The following is a 25,077-nucleotide window of genomic DNA, read 5'->3' on the forward strand; positions in this document are numbered from 1 at the left end:
CGGGGCCGCCCGCACGATAAGGGCCGGGCCTTCAACTCACCAGTGCCGAACGCCCCGTAGAGCCGGCTGACTGGTCGGCGTGTCCGGCATACCGAACTTCCTCCACAGGTTTTAGGAAGGGCTGTCAGAACTATCGACAACCCCATTGGCCACACCCGATGCTTCGTCGTGGCATGAACGGGGCAGGCCACGACGCGGGTCAGAAGGCCGCGTCGATCCATCGGAGTTCGGAGTAGCAATGATCCGACGCAGAACGCTGCTGACAGCCGCAGGAGGCACCCTCCTCGGCAGCGCGCTGGCCACCGGTACCGCCCGTGCGGACGCAACGATCGCGGTCAGCCCGGGGACGTCGTACGGCACCTGGGAGGGCTGGGGCACCTCTCTGGCCTGGTGGGCCAACGTGTTCGGCGCCCGGGACGACTTCGCCGACATCTTCTTCACCACCAAGTCGACGTCCTACAACGGCACCACGCTCCCCGGCCTCGGCCTCAACATCGCCCGCTACAACCTGGGCGCCTCCAGCTGGAACTCCGTGGGCGGCACGTCGATGACCGCCTCGCCGAACATCCCCGCCTTCAAGCAGATCGAGGGCTTCTGGCAGGACTGGAACAACGAGGACCCGACGTCTTCGGCATGGGACTGGACGGCGGACGCGAACCAGCGGGCGATGCTGGTGAAGGCGACGGCGCGGGGTGCGACTTCGGAGCTCTTCGCGAACTCCCCGATGTGGTGGATGTGCCTGAACCACAACCCCTCCGGCGCCTCCGACGGCGGCAACAACCTCCAGTCCTGGAACTACCGCCAGCACGCCTCCCACCTGGCGGCCACGGCGCTGTACGCCAAGAACAACTGGGGCGTGAACTTCTCGACGGTCGACGCCTTCAACGAGCCCTCCTCGTCCTGGTGGACGGCGACCGGCACGCAGGAGGGCTGTCACATCGACGCGACGGTCCAGTCGGCCGTACTGCCGTACCTGCGCAGCGAGTTGAACAACCGCGGCCTGACCGGCGTGAAGATCTCGGCCTCCGACGAGACGAGCTACGACCTCGCCCGCACCACCTGGAACTCCTTCAGCTCGACGACGAAGGGGTACGTCAACCAGGTCAACGTGCACGGCTACCAGGGCTCGAACGGCCGCAGGGACCTCCTGTACACGGACGTCGTGACCACGGCCGGCAAGAAACTGTGGAACTCCGAGACCGGCGACAGCGACGGCACCGGCTACACCATGGCCTTCAACCTCCTCTACGACTTCCGCTGGCTGCACCCCACGGCCTGGGTCTACTGGCAGGTCATGGACCCGTCGACGGGCTGGGCGATGATCGCGTACGACCAGAGCACCCTCCAGCCGACCGCGGTCCAGACGAAGTACTACGTCATGGCCCAGTTCGCCCGGCACATCCGCCCCGGGATGAAGATCATCGACACGGGCGTGAGCAACGCGGTCGCGGCCTACGACTCCTCGGCCAAGCGCCTGGTCATCGTGGCCCTGAACACCTCCACGTCGGCCCAGACCCTGACCTTCGACCTGTCCCGCTTCACGACGGTCACGGGCGGCTCGGGCGGCCTGGTCCCGCGCTGGAACACGGTGACGACGGGCGGCGACAAGTACGTGTCGTACTCCAACACCTTCCTGAGCGGAAAGTCGGTGGCCGTATCCTTCGCGGCCAAGGCCGTGCAGACGCTGCAGATCGACGGCGTGACGATCTGAGGACGCGGGTGCGGGCCGGACCCGGGGCTCTTCTGCCGTTAACCGGGCCCTGGCCTGCACCTCCCTCTTCTTTGCCACTGATCGGCAGTACGGTGTCACCCATGCGCCCCGACACGCCTGCCGAGAACGTCGACCACAACGCCGAAGCGGCGCGCCTGGAGCGGACCGCCGACCGGTACCCCGAGGACGCCGAAGCCCTGCTCCTGCAGGCCGCGGCCCATCTGGAACTGGCCGGCGACCGCCCCGCCGCGTCCTCCCTCTACGACCGGTTGCTGTCCTCGTCCCAGGTCTTGGAGAACCCCCATCTGGTACGAGCCCTCAAGGCCGCGAACCTCTGGGAGTACGGCCATGAGGCCGAGGCCCGCGCGATCATCGAGGGCGTCCGCGTGGCGGCCCCCCGGGACCCGGCCCCCTGGGTGATCGTCGCGGAGGCCCTGGAGTCCCACGACGAGCTGGAGCAGGCGCAGGAGACATTCACGGAGGGGGCCCGCGTGCTCCTGACGGACGTGGCGGAGCCGCCGTACTCCACGCACCCTTTGCTGTTCGGCCGCCACCGCGTCCGCCGCATGCTGGGCCTGGCACACGACGACTGGGACGTCCTGGCGGACACCCTCCACACCTCCCCGGTCTCCCTGGACGAGCTGCACGACCCGAAGCGCGTCTGGTCGCTCGGCTCGGAGAACCCGGCGGAGCTGGAGGCGGAGATCTCCCGCCTGCGCGCGGAACTCGGCACGTTCAGGGAGGCCCTGTCCCGCCCGTTCCCGGTGGCGGTCCTGCACTGGCCCACCTCCGAGCTCACGGAGCTGGTGGACGCCTACCCTTCCCTCTCCGCGGAGTACCCCTCCCACGAGGAGCACCTGGCGACGATAGAGGCCTCCCTGCGCGAACTGTCCGCCTCCGGCACGGCGAACCTCGGCATCGTGACGGGAACGGTCCCGTCGTACGAGGCCTTCGCGGCATCGGAGCTCATGTCCCCGGCGGAGGCTGCACTGCTCCCCCAGTACGCCACAACACTGGCGGCTCGAGGCCGCGCGGTGGAGTGGCCGCCGCAGCGGGGGACGGCGTGCTGGTGCGGGTCGGGGCGGGTTTATGGGGAGTGCCACGGGGCGGGCGGATGACCGCCATGGCGAACACCCCATCGAGCTCCTTCTTATGCCGAACCCACGAAGTCATCGTCACGGCAAGTTCAGATAACTAGTCGAGGTCTCACTTGCTTCCCATAGATGTCACTGCGGCGCATAATATCGCCCTTGATGAAGCTGTACGCCGCGACGCCGAGCTCATGATCGTCCGCGATCACTTGTTGCAGCTCGATCCAGATGGCCAAAGGTTTGCCGCCGTACTGCGGAACACCATCGATCAGCTTCTCAACGGCGAAGCAACCGGCCGCTATGACTGGAACACGCTCTTCAAGACAGAGAAGACCCATGCGGGAACCCTAGTGGAGATCAATCTCCAGAGGGAGTTCACCTTCGAGGACGGGGACGCCACAGACTACCGGATCGCCGGTATCGAAGTGGACTGCAAATACTCACAACGGTTTGGCACGTGGATGATCCCGCCCGAGGCTCTAGGCCACCTCTGCCTGCTCGTGTGGGCTGATGATCGCTTGAGTCAATGGAGTGCCGGCCTGATGCGCATAAAGCGTGAATGGCTCAACGGCGGGACCAATAGAGACATGAAGTTCACGGTTAAAGCCATACACCGTGACAAGATTTTCTGGCTATGGAAAGACGTAGAACTCCCAGAAAATGTCTTGCTCCACCTCGATGAGGAGACACGGGCCCGCATCCTGATACCAGGTAAGAATAAGGGGCAGGCCCGCGTCCGCCAGCTGTTCCGCTTCGTACATGGCAAACGAATCGGCCGCGGCGTCGTGCGTACTGCTGCCCAGCAACTTGACTACATGGCTCGTGTACGCGAGGGGGACAAGGGGCGGGCGCGTCCAGCTCTGCGCCCAGAGGGAATCATCATCCTCGGCGACTACCACTCCCACCAGGCCGTGGCCCGAGCCCTTGGCGGCCCGGTGCCAGGCGAAGGGGAGTTCGTAGCCCATCGAGTAGCACGTGCTCAGCCTGAGCACCACGATCGTCCCCACGCCTTTATCGACGGGGACTACTGGGTCATCGCCAGGCCTGGCGAAGACGCGGATCCGGCACCCCGGCTCCCGGAGGCCCAGGAGAGCCGGGGCCGGACGGCCAGCACCTGAGCGATCGGCTCCGCGCAGGGCAAAACACTGCGCCAGGAAGCCGCAGCTCCCTCAGGAGATAGCACCTATTCGGTGGCGGCTCCGCCCTTAACGCAGGATCATCAGACTCGTACCGTCATTAGCAGAAGAGGAGTTGGGCAGTGACCGGCCCGGAGAACGAATACCCGTTGATCAGGCAGTACCGGGACTGGATTCAGAGCGGTCCATCCGAGGACAGCCCAGACCGGCGGCAGTTCTTCACACACGGGACTGTCGTACTCGATACCAATGTGCTGCTCAGCCTCTACGAGTACACACCTGCCGCCCGCACTCAGGTCCTGGAAGCCCTCCAAAGCGTGCAACAGCGGCTATGGCTCCCACATCAGGTTGGGCTTGAGTTCGTCCAAAATCGCCATCGCATCATCATAGGTAGAAAGAAAGCCCTGGAAACCGCGTCCAAAAATCTCCAAAACAAGATCGGAGAGGCGCGCGCAGCTATTTTGGATGCACGAAAGCTTGTCCAGGATTTACTTATCAAGTATGCGCAGGACACCGCAGCTAAAGAGGCTCTTGAATCTGAGATATCAGATCAGGCTGTCAGGGTACTACTCGGCGACTGGACCAAGGCACTCGGCGATCACATCCAGCGCCTCAAAGAGTATGATCTCGCCATTTCGTCAGTCGAAAGGGGCGACCCTGTACTATCTCAAGTAGCCGAGCTATTCGGCGATAAGATCGCAGAGCCTCCAGACCAGGCCGAAATCCGACGGCGTGTGGATGAAGCAGCGACATACAGATTCCCTAACCAAATCCCGCCTGGATTTGCAGATGCAGGAAAAGGTACACCCCTGTCGTCATCCGGGGACTTCCTGCTATGGGAGGAGACGATCGAGCACATGGCAGCATCAACAGAGCGCTCGCAGCTGCTGTTCGTCTCCAATGACACGAAGGACGACTGGTACCAGCCAGCGGGTAACGGACGAAGCTCGCGTCCCTGGCCTTCCCTGGCAAGCGAGTTGAGGGCGCGCACTGGCGCTGAGCTGCGGATCGAGACACCAGGCGAGTTCTATCGCGGCGTGAATCGCTTCCTGGACGCGGAGATCGCCGAAGAGACCTACGCCGAGATCGATCGCGCGGCTGAGAATCTCATCGAGGTCGTGATCACGGAGCAGGAGGCCGTCCACGCTCAGCCACGACCGGACCTCATTGCAGCTGCATTCGAAGCAGCTGGGCTAGAGGAGTCCTTGCTGGACAGCATCGGCGACGCCTCTTCCCGACTGCTGTTCACTTGGTGGCTAATCGGTGTCACGGCACAGCTTGAGCGGCGTCGGCGCTTCGACGACGAGCCGGACGTGTCTCTCCTGCCGGCGACTCGTTCGGAAACACAGCCAGACCCCGGATGGCTGCCCGGCCGTCGGCTCCATCTAGGCGAATGGCCCTACCGAATTTCGTCATGGATCGCGCCATGGTTCATCAAGGCCGTGAACTGCACATCTCGCCATGACAGGCAGATTATGCAGCAACTCGCCGCCCGGCAGCTGGACGTTGAGCGGACAGAATAGAGGCAAGACAGAGGAATACATACCCTCATCAGAAGGATGAAGCTATCCCATGGCCAATCAGCAGTCTCCACAGGACCAGTGGCAGCAGCTTAAGCCGGATGCTGAACACGCCCTGAGTAATCTCCTCTCGGAGATCTCATCCCATAGCGACCCTCAGTCGCTGTTCGAGGCATACACGTACGCCAAGGACATCACCGCCCGCGCTACACAGGCCCGCATGTTGATGCATCTGCCACCTGAGAATCCCCAGTTCAGGTCGCTACACTCGAAGATCGAGCACCAAATGCGCTCCCGCTACAAAGAGACAGTCCCTGAGCGACTCCTAAGCGCCCCCTACGGCGGCAAGACTCACGAGCGCCTCTTCTCTCTGCTTCACGAGAGCCTGTCCCGGCCGGTACCAGCAGCGATGCTACGTATCGTGACCGGCGACGACGTACACACCGAGCGAAGGACACGGGAGCTACGTGAGCTCGGATTCGATGTCGACTGGTACGAAGTGGAAGGAATCAACGTCTATGAACTCCGGTCACTCGACCTGGATTTCGACATGATTCCGGCCATAGTGCGAAATAAAGTGCGGCAGACAAAGTCACTCAGCAACGACGAGAAGCTACGCGTGCTCAAGAATTCAGGCATTTCTGAGGATGGATAGCAGAAGCGGCTGGGAGCCGCCCGAAGGGTCTTGGGCTTCGTCGGCTGCCCGGCGCCGGAACATGCAGGCCATCCGGAACCGGGACACAAAGCCGGAGCTACTGGTGCGGCGACTTCTGCACGCGCAGGGACTGCGATACCGGGTAGCAGCCAAGCCGCTGCCTGGGCTTCGCCGGACGGCAGACCTCGTCTTCCGTCCGGCGAAGCTGGCCGTTTTCATTGACGGCTGCTACTGGCACGGCTGCCCAGAACACTACGTCCCGCCCAAGACCAACCCTGGCTACTGGTCCGACAAGGTCACACGGAACGTGAACCGCGACCGGGACACCGATGAGCGTCTCCGTGAAGCCGGGTGGACCGTGCTTCGGTTCTGGGAGCATGAGTCACCCGACGACTGCGTTCTCAAGATCGCCGCTACGGTCAGCCGCCTCCGTGACGACCCCCGCTGAGAGATCAGCCATGCTGAACAGCTCTCCGCTGTCACGCTCGCTGCTCTCAGCGCGCTTCTGCCGCACCAGGGCCTTCACTCCAGACTCCCGTGCCGCCTCAAGTGCCTTCCTGATTTGTTCCCCTACAGCTTGCGCGACTGGCGGCGGGAACGCATTCCCCACCTGGCGGTATGCAGCGGTCTTCCTGCCAGTGAACTTCCAGCTTTCAGGGAAACCCTGGATGATCGCTGCTTGGGTCACCGTGAGTTTAGGACCCGCTTTAGCGAAGAGATCACGCTCTTTGCTCTGCAAGCGCTCCATGTCCTCCGGCTCATTCGCGACGCCGAGTCCACACACCCCCAACTGACCCCACGCCTTCTTCGCGCGGGTCGGACCGAGGTCTGCACCCCCATGCTTTTTAGAGCCTCCGACGAGCGTGGGGGCAACGCCTTTCGATGCCTTACCGAGCCACGTATTGAACGCGTCATCAGCCCGCGGATCATCAGCTTCCTTGAAGCGATCACGCATGGTGTCCTCCAAGGCTTCCCCCACTGTCACAAGAGGAAGTGGCTCCGGCTTCCCCTTGGAGAAGAACGGAACAAAATCCTTCTTCAGCGCTACCAGGATGGCGCGTGGGCGGAGTTGCGGGACTCCGTAGTCCTTGGCCTCCAGGACATCCCAATAGCACTTCTCGTAGCCCATGGCCTCAAGCTCGCCCAAAATCCAGTTGCGGTACTCCCGGAACTTCACCTCCGGTTCCAGCAGACCGCGAACGTTCTCGATCATCACGGCCTTGGGCTCCAGCTCGTCGACGAGCTCGAGCATCGTTGGAAAGAGGTCCCGCTCGTCGTCCCGTCCCAACTGCTTCCCGGCGACGGAGAACGGCGGGCACGGGACACCGCCGGCCAGCAGATCCAGATCTCCTGGATCTAGCCCCAGCCTCTCCCTCAGCTCCGACGGCACGAGCTTCGTGAGATCAGCCGAGATGACCTCACAGCCCTCCCACTCCGCGTTGTCCTGCACGTTCTTCTCAAGCGTGGCAACCGCATTCCGGTCGATCTCAATCAGAGCGAGATGCTTGAACAGTGCATTATGCAGGCCCAACGCCTGCCCACCCGCCCCAGCGCAGATCTCAACCGAGGTGTACTTCCTCTCGGTGTTGGTCATGCACCCTCCTTCCAGATTTGCCCGACTGGCACCGATTGCCACCAGCCATCACAGAGGGTGACAGACCCCACTGACAATGCGATCGCCTCCAAGTGTGCGTCAAACATCAATGCGCTCCCCGACCGACCCACACGCAACGGCGAACACTCATACGATATGGCCCATGCCGACGAGCCCTGCATGGACCCGTGACGAGTTGCTGCTGGCCTGCGCACTCGTCGTCGAGAACGACTGGAAGAGCCTCAACCATGGAGATCCACGCATAACGGATCTGTCCAACCTTCTCCGCTCCCTGCCCATCCACCCGGGTGCGGCGCAAGCCAACCCCAAGTTCAGGTCTGTCGGCAGCGTTCGCTTCAAATCCTCGAATCTTGCGACAATCCATAGCAAGTACACCGGCATCCGCACAAAAGGGGGCCACCTGGACCAGGAGACAGTAACTGCATTCAGAGACCGCCCCACAGAGATGCTTGAGGCTGCCGCAGCGCTGCGCGAAGGGATCAGGAGCGGGGAGCTGGGCAAGCTGCCCGAAGATCCCGACGAAGTCGACGACCAGGGGAACTCCGCCATCGAAGGCCGACTCCTCGCCCGCCGGGCTCTGCATCGTGAGCGCGACCGCAGCCTCCGAAACCTCAAGATCGCGCAGGCCGAGAAGCGCGGTCAGCCTCTGCAATGTGAAGTCTGCACCTTTGACTTCGGTCGCTTCTACGGTTCCCTCGGCAAGGGCTACATCGAGGTTCACCATCTACTGCCCCTCCACATATCTGGGCCCCGCGAGACCAAGTTGAACGACCTGGCGTTCCTCTGTGCCAACTGCCACCGGATGTGCCACAAGAGCCGCTCCGGAGAATCCTGGCGCACACCTGCCGCTCTGCGGGCCGAGATGGCACAGCCCGCGTGGACCACTTGAGGGGACACTGGCCTCGCCTGGGAAATCACGCGGCAGCGTCCACTTCAGCCTCATAGTGCCGCTGCGCACGGTCAAGGACCTCGTCGGGATCGCAGCCCTGCGCCACCAGCCAATGAAGCAGATCTCCGATCAGCTTGGTCGCCGCTTCCCCTTGCGCCTGCGAACAGCTGAGCGGCGGAACGGCCGCCTCTCCAGCCAGCTCCCGGTACTCGCCGAGGACCCTATCGGCCCGCTGAATGCTGGCGCACGCACTGTCCTCCGTGAGCTGCAGCTCACACCAAACCGTCTTTCCAGACGCTGTCACAGCGGTGCCCCAGTCACGCGCCATCTCGACCAGCAGATGGAGACCTCGGCCACACTCTGACGTACACCCCGCCCCAGTTGGGGATGGCACCTTGTAGCTCGTGTCGTGGATCTCCACACGGACGCCGATGGTGAACAGCTCAAGGACAAGGGTCGCGGCGCTTCCCGCACCAACGTGCTTGAAGACGTTCGTCGCGAGTTCGGTCACAACGAGCTCGGCCTCATCAGCGAGGCCAGACAGGCCCCATGACCGCAGCGCCGCCCTCACGTTCCGCCGCAGGCCGCCGAGAACCTCAGGGGACGCCCTGAACGGAAGCACGTATCGGTGCGGATTCTGATTGGTGTCACGACTGGTCATGTCGCTGCTCCCTCACTTGCCACTTCAGTGCTGCGCCTGCCGTATCCGTACGACTGCACTGCGTAGCGCTTCGATGCGAGTATGGCAGCGAGAAGTCCCACCATGTAACTTCTCACTGGAATCGATCGAGTGAATCTGGTAGTGCGTCAACTCACGCGCGATCTAGCCTCATTGGGACCTCTGGACAACGCTCCGGAGCGGCTGGAAGGGAATCCGCATGTCAGCGAGGGCCACAACCCGCAGACGCCACCTCGGTGCGACGATGCGCAAGCTACGTGCCCGCAAGGGGATGACCTTGGAGGAAGCCGGTCAGCTCGTCGGAGTGTCCAAGGCCACGGTCAGTCGGTACGAGACAACCGAAGGGCCCGTCAAGTGGCTTGTCATTGACGCTCTTTGTCGTGTGTACGGAGCAAGTGATGCCGAGCGCAAGGCCGTTGTTGCCCTGGCCAAAGACGCGAAGCAGCAGGGCTGGTGGAGCTCCTTGGCCGACCACATCCCCGAAACTATGAACCTGATGCTCACACTCGAAGACGAGGCTGTGCGGGAGGACCACTTCTCCTGCGTCTACGTTCCAGGGCTGCTCCAGACCCGGAACTACACCACTGCGCTCCAACAAGCCAACGAGATGCGCCGCTTGCCCGAGGAAGTTGAACGCCTCGTGGACATCCGCATGCGACGCCAGGAGATCCTCAGCCGCCCCAAGGCCCCGCATCTCTGGGCCATCCTTGATGAGTCCGTCATCCGCCGTGTGATGGGCTCCCCTGAGATCATGCGCGAACAACTCAGTCATCTGCTCGCCGCCAGTGAGTCGGGGAACATCACGCTTCAGGTCCTGCCCTTCTCTCGAGGCGCGCACTGCGCAGCCCTCGGCAGCTTCGTCATCCTTGGCGGCGCCGAACCCTCACTGGACGTGGTGTACGTAGACCTTCACGTCGGCTCCGTCTTCATGGAGAAGGAGGCGGAACTCGATCGCTACCGGCTTGCGTTCGAATACCTGCGCGCCCAAGCGTTGGACATCGAGGCGTCACGGAAGCTGATCAGCCATGCCAAGGAGGACATGAAGGATGCCGAGACCAAACCCTGAGGTTCCTGCCCTCGTCTGGTTCAAGTCGTCGTACAGCGGCGGCAATGAGACTGAGTGCGTGGAGGCGGCTTTCATCGCCAACAGCACGGTCATACGCGATAGCAAGCAACCGCACGGGCGCCGACTCCGAGTGCATTCCATAGCCTGGACCGGCTTTGTCGATGCCCTGCGGAGCAGGCAGCTCAGCTGATCTGCCAGCGAAAGTGCCCTGCCGCAACCAGAGTTGCGGCAGGGCAGCTGGCTTCGGTCAGCTACCGTTCCAAGAAGTTGTCCAGCTGGACAGTGATCCGAGACGGCACGCGCTCAAGTAGGAAGTCATCGACGAAGACGACCTCCTCCACGTCCCATCCCTGCTGAGCAATCTCATCGCCGACCTTGGTGATCCGCTCGCTTTCCAGGTCTTTGCCCACCATCTCGAAGGGGCTCTTGACCGCGACCACGACCGTTTCATCGAAGATCACAACGGGGTGGCTGTCCAGCTCCACCACAGGCCCGGCACCCGCAGTATCAGCAGCCCAGTTCTCCAACAGGGTAAGCGCGTTCTTGCGGTCTACGTCCAGCTTCCTGCCTTGCATGATCCCCAGCAAGTCGGCTGCCAGCCGCCAGTCGAGGAGCGGGTGGTAGGCCATGTTCGTGTAGTCGCGCAGACACTCGTAGCAGGAGCCCCGGCACTCAAGCCCATGCCTGCCCTCTCGGAACTTCGCCAGCATGCTGTCTGTTGCTCTCATCAGCCGGTTGAAGACGACCGGCTCCGCCAGGTGCGTGCAGTAGCCGGCCCCATTGTCGAGGGTGTCGGAGAGGAAGGCGAAAACCCTAGCGCCAACGTCCTTGGTCACCGCGCCATGAATACCAGCAGCGATCTCGGATGGCTGGATGTCGAGCAGCGCCCCCGCAGACTTCCGCAGCAACGCAGCCAGGGAGTACCAGGCTGCCTTACGACCCGTACGGTCGTCCGGGAAGCCGTTGACATGGGGTACGGGCGATAGATCAAGCCTGTATCCATGTTCATGGAAGACGGGTACACGCGGGCCAAAGAGAAAGAGGTCGGTCCGCTGGGTGGCTCCGAGGGCCACGCTCACCGCCTGATCCTCGTGCACCTTGATCAGCGAGGACCGCCCAATCGCGCCGAGTTCAGCGTATGCCCCAGACCAGAGGTTAGAGCTCTGGACGGGAGCGAACCTGAAGAGGTTGCCTCCGTTGTCATTCACCGCATATTTACGCCCTTTGCCGGCGTGTACTGCAATGTCTTCGGGACCGACGTTACGCTCACGCGCTTCGGTATCCAGGTTCGTCCCCGTCCTGGGCGCGAGCGACCGGGCCTGCCAGGAGAAGTTCCCGTCGAAGTCCCGTTTGAAGGGCTCTTTCGGGGGCGCGAAGAATCCTTCAGGCTCCCGGAGTTCAATGTGGGTGTACATGCCGTCAGCTGAGGTGCAGGCAGGACAAGTCAGCGGCTCATCGTTCTCTGTCGGCGCTATCGGTGTGACGTTCTCCTCAACATGGGAGCACGCCCGACAGATTCCGATGTTTCTCGATGGACCCAACGGATCGCGGTCAGCCTGCACATTGGCCCCCGAAGGTCGGTAGTTCGCGACGCCGACGGACGTATAGACCGCCCCGTCCTTCACTGTCTCCGCACCCGGTGCGAACTGCGATACCGCAATGGGCAGGCCGCGGTCGACCACGCCAGTCGGCGGCCAAGGGTAGGCCCCGTTGGGCTTGCGCGTGAAGAGGTACCGGACGCTCGTGGGGAAGCCGAACATAGGCAGCAACCCCTCTTCCGCCAGGCGCTGGCTTAGATCCCCATGGCCATGCCCGGAGCGCGCGATCTCTCCGACTTCTCTGACAAGGCTGCCCTGAACCCAACGGATCGCGTTTCGAGCCTGTTCCGGCTCCTGCGTATGGGCCGCGAGTGCGTTCGCGATTCGAGCAATGTCCTGGTGATGTCCGTCGATCCAGTTGCTGATGGAGATGTGCACACGCTCCCAGTCTGCAACGGTTCCGTACTGCCCATGCACATTGCGCGTCGGATCCAAGTTCTCCCCGTCAGCTGAGGAACCGCCGACCTCCGCGAAAGCTCGGCGAAGGACCTCAGCGGCGAGAACGCGCTGGAAGATGTCGCGCATATCCGTCGAGAGGTATGGCTCGGGTGTCTCGTCGTTGGTGATCCGCTCCGGTGCCTGGAAGTAGTGCTCGTCGTGACTGCGGCCACGGCAAACAGTCAGCGCCAGCGCCACCGGAGCGGTGCGGCGTCCGGCACGCCCCACGCGCTGCTGGTAGTTGAACCGAGTAGGCGGCATGTTGGCCATCAGTACGACAGCCAATGAGCCAATGTCTACCCCGGCCTCCATGGTCGTCGTCACCGAAAGGACATCAACGCTGTCAGGCCCCTTGATCTCCGTACCCTCAAGGAAGATGTCCTGGAAGCGGGCCTGCCTTGACTGAGCGTCGAGACGGTCCGTCTGACCGGTCAGCTCCGCACAGTTGAGACGAAATCTGCCCTCTCCCTCAGCCGCCTGCCAGGCGTAATAGTCATCGCCGGCCTTAGTCACAGGCTCCGGCTCGACTGGAAGAGAACGCCCGCACTTGGGTTTGGTACAGACACCAGCTCCCCGGTGCAGATGCTTACGTTTACACTTCCCGCATACCCACATGTGATCGCCAGCGGGCCGGATACTGACCTTCTCCGGGTTGATAACGTATTCAACGACAGCATCACCCCAGGCCCGTTCAACTCGACTGCGCACATCCTCCGGGTCCTGGCCAGTTTCTGTGGCCACCGCTTCCCAAAAGATCCGCAGCGGAGCCGGCACTTCAGTCTGCCCGTCACGCAGTTCGCGAAATCGGCGAAGGTGGCCCAGCACGCGCAGACTAGATCGCACAAGCGCCGTGACTGAAGAGGGATCTTCATCGAGGGGAGACGTATCCGACGCAAGGCTCAGCCAGCCGAGCCCCAGGGACTCAAAGTCCCTTCCAGCACTCCCGAAGAGGCCACTCAACATCTCACTCCGGAGAGACTCCTGGATACTCTTTAGAAGCTTGTCCTGGCGCTCCTCCAGCCCGAATCGGGGCTCGACCTGCTTTCTGCTCCAGTCATAAAGGGACGACCAGGCGAGGTCAAGTGAGCCCGGCTGCCACTCCACCCGCTCCAGGCTCTCCTTGGGGCCACCGGGGTTCACGCCGAGAGCAAGGAGGTCCGCCTCCATCGCGACAGAGTGAGCCATGAGGCTCGGGAACTTACCGAGATGAGCGAGAAGCTCCGCCTCACGGGCCGGGTCCGGTACTCCATCGATCGGGTCTGCACTCCAGATCTTCCTGAGGGCATCCACAGCTTCCTTGTCTCGCCATTGCATCCGGGTGAGCGCTTCCGCAGCAAGCTCTGTATCAACCTGCCCTTCTCGCTTGAAGTACCTGCGCACAAGCTCCGCATCGGCGACGGGATCTCCCTGCCTCCCCACCTTCTCGGCAAGCAACAGCCTCAGGAGGTCCTGATAGTGGCGTAGACCCAAGCCGGCTGCGATCTTGGCAGCATCCTGGCGACTGTCAGAGAAGACAACCGCCTTCTTCTGTTCCAGAGCCGATAGCACGCTGGTCGTAAGAACCTGATTGACTTTCTCGAATCCCGTCCGCATGGACCTCACGGGCGTCCTCATCCGACGCCGATCGGCCAGGCTCAGCACTCCAGACTTGATTCTCGGAATCTCCCAGTTGTCACCGCAGGCAGGGCACTGGGTCGGAGAAGCCGGAAGCTCCTCCAGTCTGAGCTTCTGCTTTCCCTGCCTTGATTGAGGAATCCTCGTATGGAATGACCACCCCGTTGCTTCATTATGTTCGCGCGTGTTGGCCAGATGTCCTGTTCGCGGGCTGAGTTTGCTGCGCTTAAATTTGAATTCTGCGCTCCGGACTCCTCCCTCTGTCGACCTTTTCCATGAAAATTCAGGCTCATCAATGACGGGTTCCCGCGTACGCGGCCAGTAGACGACATAATTCGCCGCGCTCGCGCCCAGTGATACACCTTCGGCCTGCGCTTCAAGATCCGGCAGATCATGCAAGAGGTCTGCATCAAAACTCTTTGCGGTGATCGCTTTTGCTGGTGCGTAGCCACCGAGCATCACGTCGCCACAGTTCTGGCAGTAGAGGAGCTCAAGGACGCGAGATGCACAGCTGCTGCACCGGGAGGTCGGGCGCGCAAACAGCTTACCCACCGTGCGGTCGTCGTCATCAGTGCGCTCCACACCGGAACAATTCGGATCTGAGCACGCCCAGATCCCGGGAATGTTTCGGAAGAAAAGGTGTCCGCGAAGCTTGGGAAGCTGACCCGTCAGCGTTTCGTCTGCGGTCCTGAGGGCAGTGAGGAGACCACGGAATGCCTGCATCCTCAATTTTTCATCTGCGCGCGGGAAAAGGAGCCCGGCAGCCTCCTCATCCAGTCGCGCGACAAGGTTCCCGCCATCATAAAGCGCCTTTACGAGGGCACGGTGCGCTCCCGTTTCTTGCAACACCTGCGCAGACTCCACTTTGGAGGGGGACTCCGTAATCCCGCTCAGCCTTTCCGTATGCTCTGAGATATCGGAGGTCTCCGCCATGGGGAGATCAAGCTCTCCGCCCAGCACCTCAAAGCGATGCTCCGGAATCCCGAAGAACTCCTCCAGGAATTCACGATCGCGCTGTGCATCGAGGGAAGCCGACGCTGCGAGAACTCTGAACTGATCCGGGCGCTGATCGAGCTCCAGTCGGCTGCGCAGATTCCGCAATAGGTAGGCAACCTCAGTACCCGCGGTGCCGCGATACGTGTGCAGCTCGTCAATGATCAAAGTGAATCTAGCTGTGGGGTCGTCCTTCAGCCACTGCCGCGTCTGTTCGAAGATCGTGTCCTCTTCGGGCCGCTGGAGCATGATATTAAGCATCGAGTAATTGGTGATCAAGATGTCTGGCGGGGAATCAATCATGTCCCATCGAGACCGCATCTCGGCACCGTCGACACGCGGCACAAAATACTGCTCGTCACCATCACCGGCGATCTCCCTGGCACGAGCAGATCGCTTTTCGGTCGCCTGCAGCAGAGTTCGAAGCTTCCCTACCGCCTTTTTATTACTCGGATCTCCCGTGACGGGGGTAGCTCCCGTGTACCGGCCGAAATAGAAGCGGTGTCCGTTTCGGTACTTATCAGCCCATCGTCTCGCCGCATCACTGTCAAGGGCCTTGCGTAGCCGCATCATCTGGTCATCAACCAAGGCGTTCATTGGGTAGAGGACAAGGGTGCGTACCGCCGCCTTGTGCCCGGTTTCACCACGCCGCTGTGGTACGTAGACACCCCCGTGCCCGGACCACCATTTCCCCGGATTTGCCGGAGTTCCGCTCATCCATGCTTCAGACTCCCGCACCAGCTCGGCTAGAACAGGCGCCATGAAGGATTCTGTCTTGCCCGATCCGGTACCGGCGGTGATCACGACGTCTTTGCCGCGCCGAATCGCCGCGACCAGGGACTGGTGTTGATGAGAGTGCATCTTCTCGATGCCTTCCATCAGCCCCGCACTGATCAGTTCGGCAAGCTCCTGGGGTGCGTCCGCCTCCGCCACCGACGCCGCGATAGTCATACCACTGGACTTGTACTGCGGGCGGATCTCGATCAGCGGCCGACGCCAGGCGCCTCTATCCACATCAAGGAGTTTACGGCGCTCTTCCATAAGCTTCCGGTTCGCTAGCCCAAAGGGAGTGTCATAGTAACGAAACAGTGCTTCACGCAGCCGCTCAAACGACCCATTGATATCAAGGGAATTTTCATCTCCGGACATCTGTACTGCCTTCCTCAGTCGTTCCTGTCACCGAGCTCTTGCTTGAGTGACATCGCAATGCGCTCAGCGACAGCTCGTGGAACATTGCTATAAGTGATCGTCCTGTATTTTTGCCCAAATTCAGGAGGCAGAGCTGTACACATGACAGCAATGCGCCGCTGGAGATCCGGTAAAGGTTTTCCCCAGTCGACGATGAGTCGGCCGAAGCGCTCCCGCCCCCGACCTTCCTCCGAAAACCAGCGAAGATTCCTTCGGGGTTCAACCCCAAGCCGGTCCAACTCTAGATAGATTCCGCGTTCCTGGGATACAGAATGCCAGAAGCCTTCCCGGAAAATCTGGCACACCAGACGGTGGTCGGCACGCCGGAATCGGTATAGCCCGTCATTTTCCCAGCGTCTGACTGGGACAAATGCCGGCTGGGACAAGCTCCCTTCGTACATTTCCACTTGAGTGCCAGAAGCTGGAGCCGCCGCTAGCGGACCAAGCACGAGCGGGGGAAGCCAAGCAGTAGCTTGGATGGCGAAACAGTCGCAGTGTTCAACTCCGAGCCCTGCTGCGGCTTCAGGAAGCGCAGCGGACTCGTCGTATTGCACCAGCCACGTATCGGGCACCGGAATGTCGGTCTCAGGCAGTTTGCTAGGCACTCTGATGACCATGATGTCTTCCAACTCCGCCTGCACTACGCGCTCTTCAAACCGGGTCGTGCGACTGCCAACAAGGGCCGCGAGACCGTCAGCAGACGGAAGCCTAGTAAGCACGCCCGGAGCCACGCTCCAGCGGCCTGAACGCCAGTCGACGTCGAGATGTCCCAGCGACTGGCAGTCCCTGATCCATCGGCCCGCCGCGCCAGGTGAAATGGGAAGATTCTCGCTACGGGCTAGCCAGGTAGCGCCGCGTTTCAAGTCCGCGGTGTGCCCCGAGCCTAGCTCGCTTGCCCAGCGCAACAGCAGTCCGCCAACATCGGTCTTGGTACTAGTCACTTCAGCACCTCCCTTGCTGCAGTGACATATGTGGCCCACAAGGGTCCGCTTCCAGCCGAGGCTGCGGAGAGTACAGTCTCCGCCCACTCTGTATCGTCGGCCGTCGGAGTCGGATCCGATTTCTGTTCACCGTTCGCCAAGCTCTTCACCGTCGTCCGCTGCCGCGACCGCTGGATCGCCCAGACATAGCCCTCAGGGATAGTCACCTCTGCGTAGTATCCATGCGCATGGCCAGGAAGGAATTCGCTTATCCACTCTGGGATATCGGGCAGATCCAGCGAGAGAAGCTCCCCGTGCCCCCCAATGAGCACGAGCTCCTTCACACTTCGTGGGACCAACAGGGTCCTCGGCAGCGTCAGCTTCTCGGGCGCTTCCGCGCCCCGGATCGCTGACACCTCGGGGTCCAGCGGCTTAGCCTCGCTTTCGGCCGACGCATCACAGCGATGTCCGATACTTCCGGTACTGGGAGCCTGTTTTTCCCACAGCGCCGATGAAACGGTAAAAGTTGATTTTCCCTGGTCTGGCGTGCTGATTTGGTAGGTCCCGTCGGCAAAAGGCATTAGCCTTGCCGGGAAGGGTCTGAGCGTCTCCTGCAGCGGGAAGCCGTGAGAATCGCTCTGACCATTGCTACTCAGCGTGACCCTCAACACTGTCTCGTCCCTGGACACATCACGCGGAAGCAGCCAGTCCGGGACACCGCGCTGGAGGTAATGGTGAGGGCCGAGATCTCTGCCGATACCGAGACCGCCGATGAACCGGATGCCGCGACGGGTCGAGGGAACGAAATGTGCAGCGTGTGAACCACCCCCTTTGAGCAGAGCCGCCGGGGTGACTTCGATCTTCAAATCGACGTTCTTAATAATCGTCCAGCCCGCGACAGGCCCATTGCGTTCGACGATCCTGGCATTATCGGCAATCTCGTCAAGCACAGAGCGCACTTCAGCGATTTCACTGTTCTGTACAAGGAGGATGTGTGGTTCGCCGGGAATGAAAGTACCAACGCTGACAAAGTCACCGCTATATTCGTCTTCGGTGAAGAAGACAAGCGGCTGGGGCAACCACTCTAGATAGAGATCGTTTCCCTCAAGGATCAATCCGTGTCGCAACTGGTCTGCCGTGACATCAAGTTCCTCCAAGCCTCGGTAGAGTCCCCCGTAGGGATCGGCGAGTCTGTAGTCAACACTCGCCGCTTCATAGCGGACCGTCGTCGAGGCCGAGGCACCCTGTGCGGCTTCGGCGGCCCATCGCAGTTGTCGTGCTCGCCCGGACAGCACGAGACGCAAGGCGGACGCCCGCCGCGCACGCGGACCATCCTCGTACAGCGTGCCGTCCCAATGCTCGACCAGACGTTCCAACAGTTTGCCCAGGACTGCACGCTTGTCGGTAGCCTCGGCACCAGAGTCGGCCGCGCGTAACACGCTAAGCAGTGGGCGGGACAGGCCATGCGGATTTCTTGAGGTCCACAGCCGCAGGAGCCGGATGATTTCTTGACCCGGATACTCCTCAGGGCTCCCGGGCCTGACCCCCATAGCTGCGAAGAAGGTGGTGAGAATACGTCGATCCTGCTCCCTCAGAAGAGCCTGGGACATCGGGTAGCCGATGCGCGTCAGATGACTGTCGCCGGAGATCGTGCTGTAGCCCCTTTCGCCGCCTTGCGCCTCAAGCCAGGTATCCAACTCTCCCCACATGTCAGCCACAGATTTGAAGTGGGCGCGCAATATCCCCTGTTTGTAGTCACCGACACCAAACACATCTGCTAGTCGCTTGTAGTAATTGGAGGACGAAATATCGCTATCCGACGCCATCTTGGAAGCAGCCAGCACACTTGCTGCGAGTAGGGGCAGGCTAGGGGGAGCGTCTTCCCGGCACCCGTAGACCCATTGGCGACATCGCCACTCAAGGCGGGCAAAAACTTCACCAGGTCGACCCCAGTACAGTTCGTCGCTCACCGCGTTCGCCAGCCCCACCACCAGGCCGTTGCGACGCATCAGCGAACTCTCCGTCCGCTCGTCCACGTAGAAGACCGCCGCATGGCCGGCCATCCGCGAGCTAAAGAACTCTCGCTCTAGGACGCTCTGCCACTGGTCGTACGCCGACTGCCGCGACCCGCCAGACACGCCGACTCCCCTCACTGGCACTGCCCCCACGCAAAGGGACGACTTCCCTCAGCTTTGGCGGAACCGTCTCTGGCCCTGCCAAGCCTGCACGCAGGCGCATATGCACATCATCGGCGATCGCTGCTGCACGTGTGAGTGAAAATCGCCATTTTCTCCGCAGTCAGGGCCACTCACCCCATGAACGTACGTTGCGGAGGCGCCAGGAGGGCGGCTACCAGGGACGTACGCCGCCCGCAGTCTGAACACATGGACCAGCTTCCCGTCTGAAGCACGTCGTATCCCTTCCAGCGCGGCCGATCGACTTCGAACCAACCTGATCACCTGTTGGCAACACCCGTCATCCCTGCAAGAGTTACCCCCCACCGGTGAGTCTCAGGGGGCGCGGAGCGGCAGTGCAGGGGTGGAGACAGGGCTGGTTGTTTCTGTGTGCCGTGGGGCTCGGGTTCCTCGCGCTCAGCTTTCCCCGTAGGCACGACGACATCGTGGACGCGACCCAGTTCAGCATCGCCTTCTTCGCGACGCTGCTGACCGGTGAGGCGGTCATCTTCGCGCTGACCTTCTCCGCGGCGAGTTCCTGGCCGTCGTTGCGAGCGATCGACGGGCACATCGCCTTCCGGGAGTGGGTGCTCATCGGGTGGTTCGCGGCGTTGTTCACCGGCTGCGGGCTGCTCGGCGACAGCGCCGTCAGTGCCACCTACGGCGCGCTGCTGTTCCTGCTGGCGAACATCTTCGGGGTCTTCTCCTTCGTACGGCTCTTCGGCCTGGCCAGCATCGGGGGCCGCAACCAGCTGCTCCGCCGCACCCTTGCCGAAGCGCTCACCGCCCAGACGGTCGGGGCCGGTCGGGGTCCCCTCTCCTACGGCCTCGAGCACGACCCCATCGTCAACTCCTACCTGGGCACGGTCAGCCAGGCGACGACCGGCAACGATCCCACCGCCATCCGGCATCTCGTCGACCAGCTGGTGGGGGCGGAAGTGCCGCCCGAGGCCATCGACAACACCATCATCGTTCATCTCGACGTCCTGCACCGCCTCGTGCGCGCCACCCTGGCCGGCGGCGTCGATCCGATCCAGGTCGTCTCCTGTGCCCACGCACTGATCGACTCGGTGATCGGCCACTGCCGACGTCTGTCCGACCCCGCTCCACCACTGGGCGCCCTCAGCCGATACCTGGCGTGGCTCGCCAACACCGCCCTGCTGATGTCGGTACGCGGAGTCGCCTCCAGCCGGGCCGCCCGTGAACTCGCCGCCCTGACGACCGACGCCCGCCTGAAGATCCTGCGCTGTGTCGACCCCGACCCCAAGTCCGCAGCCAATCAGGACGAACTCGGCTCCATTCTCACCGGCCCGCTCCAAGTGCTGCTGTGGACCGGCGACTTCACCGAGTTCCACGGCGCCCATCAGGCCAGCGCGCTGTACGGGACGTACGAGATCCTCACCGGTACCAAGTTCATGGGGAACTACTGGGACGGGGCCTCCATCCTCACCCAGCTGCGCCAGTCCCTGTACGGCGGTGAGGGGCGCGTCTCCACGCCGGAAGCCGATGCCGCCCGACGCGCCTTCGGCTCCGTGGAGGCGTACGACCACTTCTGGGCGCTGGTCTCCGTGACCGCGCTCGCCACCCTGCGCGATGCCCGGCTGCCTCATCCGCCCGAACTGGTACGCCCCGAGTTCACGCCCAACCACCAGCTGCTGGGCGCCTATCTGCGTACCTTCGCCACCCACCGTTACTTCACCTCGGCGACCCAGGCTCGTGAGGCCCTTCTCAGCCTCGTCTGCCGTGCCGACCCTCCCGGTTCGGCAGCCGCTGAGATACGTCACTCCCGAGGCGGCCGCACCTATCGGCTGCCCGTCCCGCTGATCGAGCCCCAGCAACGGCCGGCCGCGATGGTCCTCGCCATTGCCTGTCGTCTGGCCCCGCTCACCCCGGACGAGAGCGACGCCGAGCTCCGGGACCTCCTCGCCCTACTCCCTCCTCCTGCCCTGCAGGCAACCGCGCGCCTCGCCGCCCGTGTCCTGCCCGGGGCGGCCGAAGAGAGCGACCCCGTCGAAGCCGTCGTCACCGGCCTGGCCGTCCTCCAACTGGTCGGCGCCCACACCCGGGAGGGAACGTGACCGACCCCGTCATAGACATGGCCGCCTGGCACGAACGCCTCGCCGAGCTGGCGGCGCCGGACGTGACCGCCGCCGTGGTCGTGCAGTGCGACCAGGTCTGGCTCCAGCCCGAGTTCACGGCCTTCCGTAATGAGGTCGAACAGGCCCTCATGACCACTCAGCTCCGCCGCGGAGACCGTCTCTCCATCACCCGCGTCATCCTGCACAACCTTCCCCTCACCCCCGACTCCGGCTCCCGGCCGCCCGCCGTCGACAGGTCCTTCGCCGAGTGGCACGATCGCCTGTCTTCCACCAGGGTTCTGCTCTGCCCGACCGGCTCCTCCGCCGCACCCCGCATCCACCGGCTCATACTCCGCGGCGACCAGTCCGGCGCCGACATCCCGGATATGGTCGAACTGTTGAAAAATGGGGACTGGACCGATCCGCACAAGGCCGAACAGGCACTGCGGACCGTCGCCACCGCCGGGGCCACTACGCCCCTCACCGGCTACGACATGGATTTCGACGGCCCCTTCGGCGACGCTGATCCCTCCATCTACATGTAGATGCGCCTGCTGCATGTAAGTGCACGACTGCATGTAAATGCACCCGCAACCGGCTCGACCGACCTTTGGAGACAAGGTGCCCTACGCTCCCGAGACCCCTCAGGACCACGACTTCCTCACCCAGGCCATCGAACTGTCCCGCCACGCCCTTGAGGACGAGGGCAAGACCCCCTTCGGCGCGATCGTCGTCATCGACGGCGACGTCGTGGCCACGGGTACCAGTTCGGTTGTCGAGCTCCGCGATCCCACGGCACATGCCGAGGTCATGGCTCTGCGTGCCGCCGGTACGAAGCTCGGGCACCATCTGATGGAAGACGCCGTGATGTACTCGAGCAGCGAGCCGTGCCCGATGTGCCTGACCGCCTGCTACTGGGCGCGCATCCCTCGTCTCGTGTATGCCGCCACCAGTCACGACGTCGCTGTCAACGGCTTCGAGGATCTCCAGTTCTACCGCGAACTCGCCCTCCCCAACGCCGAACGGTCCCTCCTGACGGAGACCTCCGCGGGCGGTGAGGCCCGGGCGATCGCGGCCTCGGCTCTTGCCGGCTGGGCCGACAAACTTCCCTTCCCCGTTGAGCCGAAGCTCTGAGGCCCACATCGCAGTAGGCATGGGCCGACTTCACTCCTCGTAAGGCGAAGCGGTGTCATCGTGGCGTGATGACCGGGCCGATCACCCGACCAGGAGAGCATCGCGTGACCACCGTCAACGGCATCGACCCCCGCGCCACACAGCACTGCGAGACATCAACCCTCGGCGTACTCCTCCGTCACCAAGGACTCGATCTCTCCGAACCCATGCTCTTCGGCCTGGGGCGCGGGCTCTCCTTCGTCTACTGGGACAGCAAGAGCATGGGGTTCCCCTTTCTCGGTGGGCGGGTCAAGCCGTTCGAGCTCACCAGGAATCTGGCCGAGACGCTCGGGCTGGATCTCGTGGTGCAGGAGACCGCCTCGCCCCGGAAGGGCTGGGCGAACGTCGTGGAGGTCATTGAGGGCGGCCGGCCCGTGGGGCTGCAGCTCGACAGTTACCACCTGGACTACTTCGGGTCGAAGGTGCACTTCGGTGGTCATGTCGTCGCCATGTACGGCTACGACGACCAGGTCGCCTACCTCGTGGACACCGAGCAGCAGGGCGGAGCGGTGTGCACGAGTCTCGGCGGGCTTGCTCAGGCTCGGGCCGCGCGGGGGCCCATGACCGCCAGGCACCGGTCCTTCACTCTCACCGCTCCCCAGGACCTGCCCGCTGCTCGCGAGAGGATCGTTCCCGCCATCACCGCCTGCGCGGACGCCTTTCTCAACCCGCCCATCGCCAACCTGGGTCACCGTGGCATCGAGAAGAGCGGCAAGCTGGTGCGCACCTGGCTGCGGCGGACCGACGATCCGCGGCGGGACCTGCCGCAGGCCGCCCTTCTGATGGAGAAGGGCGGTACCGGGGGCGCCCTGTTCCGCAATCTCTATCGGGACTTCCTCGCCGAGTGCCTCCAAGTGCTGGAGCCCAGTCCTCAGTTGCGCACCGGCCACCGGCTGTACACCGAGGCCGCCGCCCTGTGGACGGAGGTCGCCGCGCTGATCGCCCGAGCCGGGGAGGCGGGCGATGAGCCGTTCCTCGTACGGGCGGGCACCACCCTCCACGAACTGTCACGCATCGAACGCGAGGCCATGGAGGCGCTGAGCCGTCTGGAGTCGCAACTACCCAGCGCTAAAGCGCCGGGCTTGCACAACGGGCGTCACTGGTGGTGATGCTGCGTTTGCGCGCAGTCCCGCCCCGAGGTGTCCGGGGCGGGGCAAGGGCCGTCGACTGGGTCCCTCGTCGCCACAATCCCTGCGCGAGCAGCATCCCGACGAATACAGCGCGTTGCTCCGAGAGTTGTCCGAGCAGCAGCCAGCCTGAGGGCCGGGGCCGGTCTCGGCACACATCCCGTCGCTACGTGAGCTCCTCGGCGGTGTAGTAGCCGTCCCTGACCAGTACTTCGTAGTTGGTCTTGTCGATGCTCTGCGGCTGGAGCAGGTAGGCGGGCACGTCCTTGACGCCGTCGTTGTAGCTGAACCGGTCGTTGATCCGCGTCGCCCGGCCTCTGAGGATGTCGTCGACCATCCACGCGGCGGCGCCGGCGAGGACGCGGACGTCCTTGTAGACGGTCTGCGACTGCCGGCCCGCGATGATCGACTTCACCGAGGGCAGCTCGGCGTCCTGGCCGGTGACGATCGGGAGGGGCTTGCCGGCGGAGCCGTAGCCCTGCGCCTCCAGCGCGGACAGGACACCCCGGGAGATGCCGTCGTATGGCGACAGGACCGCGTCGAGCGTCCTGCCGACGTACCACCGGGTGAGCAGGCCGCTCATGCGCTTCTGCGCGGTGGGTCCGTCCCAGCGCGGGGTGGTGAGCTGGCCCAGCCCGGTCTGACGGGACGGGACGACCAACTGCTTGCTGTCCAGGAACGGTTGCAGGAGCGCCATGGAGCCCTTGAAGAAGTACTTGGTGTTGTTGTCGTCGGGGGAACCGGCGAAGAGCTCGATGTTGAACGGGCCCTTGCCCTTCTCCAGGCCGAGCTTCTCGATGATGTAGTTGGCTTCTATCCGGCCGACCATCTCGTTGTCGAAGGAGACGTAGTAGTCGACGTTCCCGGTGCCGAGGATGAGCCGGTCGTAGGAGATCACCGGGATGCGCGCGTCGGAGGCCCGCTGAAGCACGCCGTTCAGCGACTTGGCGTCGATGGCCGCGATGATCAGCGCGTCGACGCCCTGCTCGATCAGGGTCCCGATCTGTGACAGCTGGGCTTTCGGGTCGTCGTTGCCGTAGACCAGCTTGGTCTTGTACCCCCGTTTCTTCAGACCCCCGACGACGCTCTTGCCGTCGGCGAGCCAGCGCTCGGAGGACTGGGTGGGCATGGCGATGCCGACGGTACCGCCCTCGGAGCGGCTCTGGGAGCTGCCCTCGCTCTCCTTGCCGCAGGCGGACACGGTAAGGGCGAGGGAGGCGGTTCCGGCGAGGGCGGCGAGGGCGGCTCTTCGGTTGAGCATCGTGAATGGGTCCTTGTTCTTCTCGTCGTTGACACGATGACGGCGCATCAGACGTGCAGGCACCCGGACGGGTGCCGTGCGGGTGGAGCGGGTGGATACCCGAATGCCCTGGACGGGCCGAACGTCAGGGGGTCGGCGGTCCCTGCCGTAC

The 25,077-nt window shown here is 63.1% G+C and carries 19 protein-coding genes; 13 read left to right on the forward strand and 6 right to left on the reverse strand.

Going from position 1 to position 25,077, the window contains the following annotated elements; translation table 11 throughout:
- Positions 1–238: 238 nt before the first annotated feature.
- From RNB18_RS32210 to RNB18_RS32235, 6 genes are all read left to right on the forward strand, one after another.
- Positions 239–1,711 (forward strand): glycoside hydrolase, encoded by a 1,473-nt coding sequence (locus RNB18_RS32210; RefSeq protein WP_311717642.1) that lies wholly within the window; start codon positions 239–241, stop codon positions 1,709–1,711.
- A 101-nt stretch (positions 1,712–1,812) separates the two neighbouring features.
- Complete coding sequence (locus RNB18_RS32215; RefSeq protein ID WP_311717643.1) at positions 1,813–2,829, forward strand: YecA family protein; 1,017 nt, start codon at positions 1,813–1,815, stop codon at positions 2,827–2,829.
- A gap of 92 nt (positions 2,830–2,921) precedes the next feature.
- The gene (locus RNB18_RS32220) at positions 2,922–3,920 is read left to right on the forward strand and encodes a NaeI family type II restriction endonuclease (RefSeq protein WP_311717644.1); all 999 of its coding nucleotides are present in this window, start codon (positions 2,922–2,924) and stop codon (positions 3,918–3,920) included.
- Positions 3,921–4,060: 140 nt separating this feature from the next.
- The gene (locus tag RNB18_RS32225) at positions 4,061–5,461 is read left to right on the forward strand and encodes a PIN-like domain-containing protein (RefSeq protein WP_311717645.1); all 1,401 of its coding nucleotides are present in this window, start codon (positions 4,061–4,063) and stop codon (positions 5,459–5,461) included.
- Positions 5,462–5,510: 49 nt separating this feature from the next.
- Positions 5,511–6,113 carry a hypothetical protein gene (locus tag RNB18_RS32230; protein ID WP_311717646.1) on the forward strand — a complete coding sequence of 201 codons (603 nt, stop codon included), beginning with the start codon at positions 5,511–5,513 and terminating at the stop codon, positions 6,111–6,113.
- The gene (locus RNB18_RS32235; RefSeq protein ID WP_311717647.1) at positions 6,106–6,561 is read left to right on the forward strand and encodes a very short patch repair endonuclease; all 456 of its coding nucleotides are present in this window, start codon (positions 6,106–6,108) and stop codon (positions 6,559–6,561) included. Before RNB18_RS32230 ends, RNB18_RS32235 begins: the two co-directional genes overlap by 8 nt.
- On the opposite strand, the gene RNB18_RS32240 is transcribed toward RNB18_RS32235, so the two are convergent.
- Entirely contained in the window at positions 6,496–7,707 is a 1,212-nt protein-coding gene (locus RNB18_RS32240) for a DNA cytosine methyltransferase (protein WP_311717648.1), read from the reverse strand. The genes RNB18_RS32235 and RNB18_RS32240 overlap by 66 nt on opposite strands.
- Positions 7,708–7,870: 163 nt before the next feature.
- On the opposite strand from RNB18_RS32240, the gene RNB18_RS32245 reads away from it, so the two are divergent.
- On the forward strand, positions 7,871–8,617 hold the full coding sequence (locus RNB18_RS32245; RefSeq protein WP_311717649.1) for an HNH endonuclease: 747 nt from the start codon (positions 7,871–7,873) through the stop codon (positions 8,615–8,617).
- A 25-nt stretch (positions 8,618–8,642) separates the two neighbouring features.
- On the opposite strand, the gene RNB18_RS32250 is transcribed toward RNB18_RS32245, so the two are convergent.
- Positions 8,643–9,278: an ATP-binding protein gene (locus tag RNB18_RS32250; protein ID WP_311717650.1), complete on the reverse strand. Its 636-nt coding sequence runs from the start codon at positions 9,276–9,278 to the stop codon at positions 8,643–8,645.
- 217 nt (positions 9,279–9,495) lie between these two features.
- Between RNB18_RS32250 and RNB18_RS32255 the strand changes: the two genes are divergently transcribed.
- Both RNB18_RS32255 and RNB18_RS32260 read left to right on the forward strand, forming a co-directional pair.
- Complete coding sequence (locus RNB18_RS32255; RefSeq protein WP_311717651.1) at positions 9,496–10,362, forward strand: helix-turn-helix domain-containing protein; 867 nt, start codon at positions 9,496–9,498, stop codon at positions 10,360–10,362.
- Positions 10,343–10,552 (forward strand): DUF397 domain-containing protein, encoded by a 210-nt coding sequence (locus RNB18_RS32260; RefSeq protein ID WP_311717652.1) that lies wholly within the window; start codon positions 10,343–10,345, stop codon positions 10,550–10,552. The genes RNB18_RS32255 and RNB18_RS32260 overlap by 20 nt, the downstream gene beginning before the upstream one ends.
- Positions 10,553–10,613: 61 nt before the next feature.
- Here RNB18_RS32260 and RNB18_RS32265 read toward each other — a convergent pair whose 3' ends face one another.
- The 3 genes from RNB18_RS32265 to RNB18_RS32275 all read right to left on the reverse strand — a co-directional run bounded on the left by RNB18_RS32265 (position 10,614) and on the right by RNB18_RS32275 (position 19,176).
- Positions 10,614–16,154: a DEAD/DEAH box helicase gene (locus RNB18_RS32265; protein ID WP_311717653.1), complete on the reverse strand. Its 5,541-nt coding sequence runs from the start codon at positions 16,152–16,154 to the stop codon at positions 10,614–10,616.
- A 14-nt stretch (positions 16,155–16,168) separates the two neighbouring features.
- Positions 16,169–16,834, reverse strand: a complete 666-nt coding sequence (locus RNB18_RS32270; RefSeq protein WP_311717654.1) for a hypothetical protein — start codon at positions 16,832–16,834, stop codon at positions 16,169–16,171.
- Between the two features lie 296 nt (positions 16,835–17,130).
- A complete protein-coding gene (locus RNB18_RS32275) occupies positions 17,131–19,176 on the reverse strand; it encodes a hypothetical protein (RefSeq protein ID WP_311717655.1) in 2,046 nt (681 codons plus the stop codon).
- Positions 19,177–19,733: 557 nt separating this feature from the next.
- On the opposite strand from RNB18_RS32275, the gene RNB18_RS32280 reads away from it, so the two are divergent.
- The 4 genes from RNB18_RS32280 (at position 19,734) to RNB18_RS32295 (ending at position 23,647) form a co-directional block, all read left to right on the forward strand.
- Positions 19,734–21,365 carry a hypothetical protein gene (locus RNB18_RS32280; protein WP_311717656.1) on the forward strand — a complete coding sequence of 544 codons (1,632 nt, stop codon included), beginning with the start codon at positions 19,734–19,736 and terminating at the stop codon, positions 21,363–21,365.
- The gene (locus RNB18_RS32285) at positions 21,362–21,910 is read left to right on the forward strand and encodes a hypothetical protein (protein ID WP_311717657.1); all 549 of its coding nucleotides are present in this window, start codon (positions 21,362–21,364) and stop codon (positions 21,908–21,910) included. Before RNB18_RS32280 ends, RNB18_RS32285 begins: the two co-directional genes overlap by 4 nt.
- A gap of 76 nt (positions 21,911–21,986) precedes the next feature.
- Positions 21,987–22,499 carry a nucleoside deaminase gene (locus tag RNB18_RS32290; RefSeq protein ID WP_311717658.1) on the forward strand — a complete coding sequence of 171 codons (513 nt, stop codon included), beginning with the start codon at positions 21,987–21,989 and terminating at the stop codon, positions 22,497–22,499.
- Positions 22,500–22,603: 104 nt separating this feature from the next.
- On the forward strand, positions 22,604–23,647 hold the full coding sequence (locus RNB18_RS32295; protein WP_311717659.1) for a BtrH N-terminal domain-containing protein: 1,044 nt from the start codon (positions 22,604–22,606) through the stop codon (positions 23,645–23,647).
- A 184-nt stretch (positions 23,648–23,831) separates the two neighbouring features.
- On the opposite strand, the gene RNB18_RS32300 is transcribed toward RNB18_RS32295, so the two are convergent.
- Positions 23,832–24,926 (reverse strand): substrate-binding domain-containing protein, encoded by a 1,095-nt coding sequence (locus RNB18_RS32300; RefSeq protein WP_311717660.1) that lies wholly within the window; start codon positions 24,924–24,926, stop codon positions 23,832–23,834.
- Positions 24,927–25,077: the final 151 nt, after the last annotated feature.

It is taken from the genome of Streptomyces doebereineriae (assembly GCF_031845645.1).
In the GTDB taxonomy this organism is placed as follows: domain Bacteria; phylum Actinomycetota; class Actinomycetes; order Streptomycetales; family Streptomycetaceae; genus Streptomyces; species Streptomyces canus.

Excerpts from the sequence above, each read along its gene's own strand:
- RNB18_RS32235 (WP_311717647.1), top strand. The coding sequence starts at position 6,106 with ATGGATAGCAGAAGCGGCTGGGAGCCGCCCGAAGGGTCTTGGGCTTCG.
- RNB18_RS32250 (WP_311717650.1), bottom strand. The coding sequence starts at position 9,278 with ATGACCAGTCGTGACACCAATCAGAATCCGCACCGATACGTGCTTCCG.
- RNB18_RS32215 (WP_311717643.1), top strand. The coding sequence starts at position 1,813 with ATGCGCCCCGACACGCCTGCCGAGAACGTCGACCACAACGCCGAAGCG.
- RNB18_RS32260 (WP_311717652.1), top strand. The coding sequence starts at position 10,343 with ATGCCGAGACCAAACCCTGAGGTTCCTGCCCTCGTCTGGTTCAAGTCG.
- RNB18_RS32265 (WP_311717653.1), bottom strand. The coding sequence starts at position 16,154 with ATGTCCGGAGATGAAAATTCCCTTGATATCAATGGGTCGTTTGAGCGG.
- RNB18_RS32230 (WP_311717646.1), top strand. The coding sequence starts at position 5,511 with ATGGCCAATCAGCAGTCTCCACAGGACCAGTGGCAGCAGCTTAAGCCG.
- RNB18_RS32210 (WP_311717642.1), top strand. The coding sequence starts at position 239 with ATGATCCGACGCAGAACGCTGCTGACAGCCGCAGGAGGCACCCTCCTC.
- RNB18_RS32300 (WP_311717660.1), bottom strand. The coding sequence starts at position 24,926 with ATGCTCAACCGAAGAGCCGCCCTCGCCGCCCTCGCCGGAACCGCCTCC.
- RNB18_RS32255 (WP_311717651.1), top strand. The coding sequence starts at position 9,496 with ATGTCAGCGAGGGCCACAACCCGCAGACGCCACCTCGGTGCGACGATG.
- RNB18_RS32240 (WP_311717648.1), bottom strand. The coding sequence starts at position 7,707 with ATGACCAACACCGAGAGGAAGTACACCTCGGTTGAGATCTGCGCTGGG.
- RNB18_RS32245 (WP_311717649.1), top strand. The coding sequence starts at position 7,871 with ATGCCGACGAGCCCTGCATGGACCCGTGACGAGTTGCTGCTGGCCTGC.
- RNB18_RS32275 (WP_311717655.1), bottom strand. The coding sequence starts at position 19,176 with ATGGCCGGCCATGCGGCGGTCTTCTACGTGGACGAGCGGACGGAGAGT.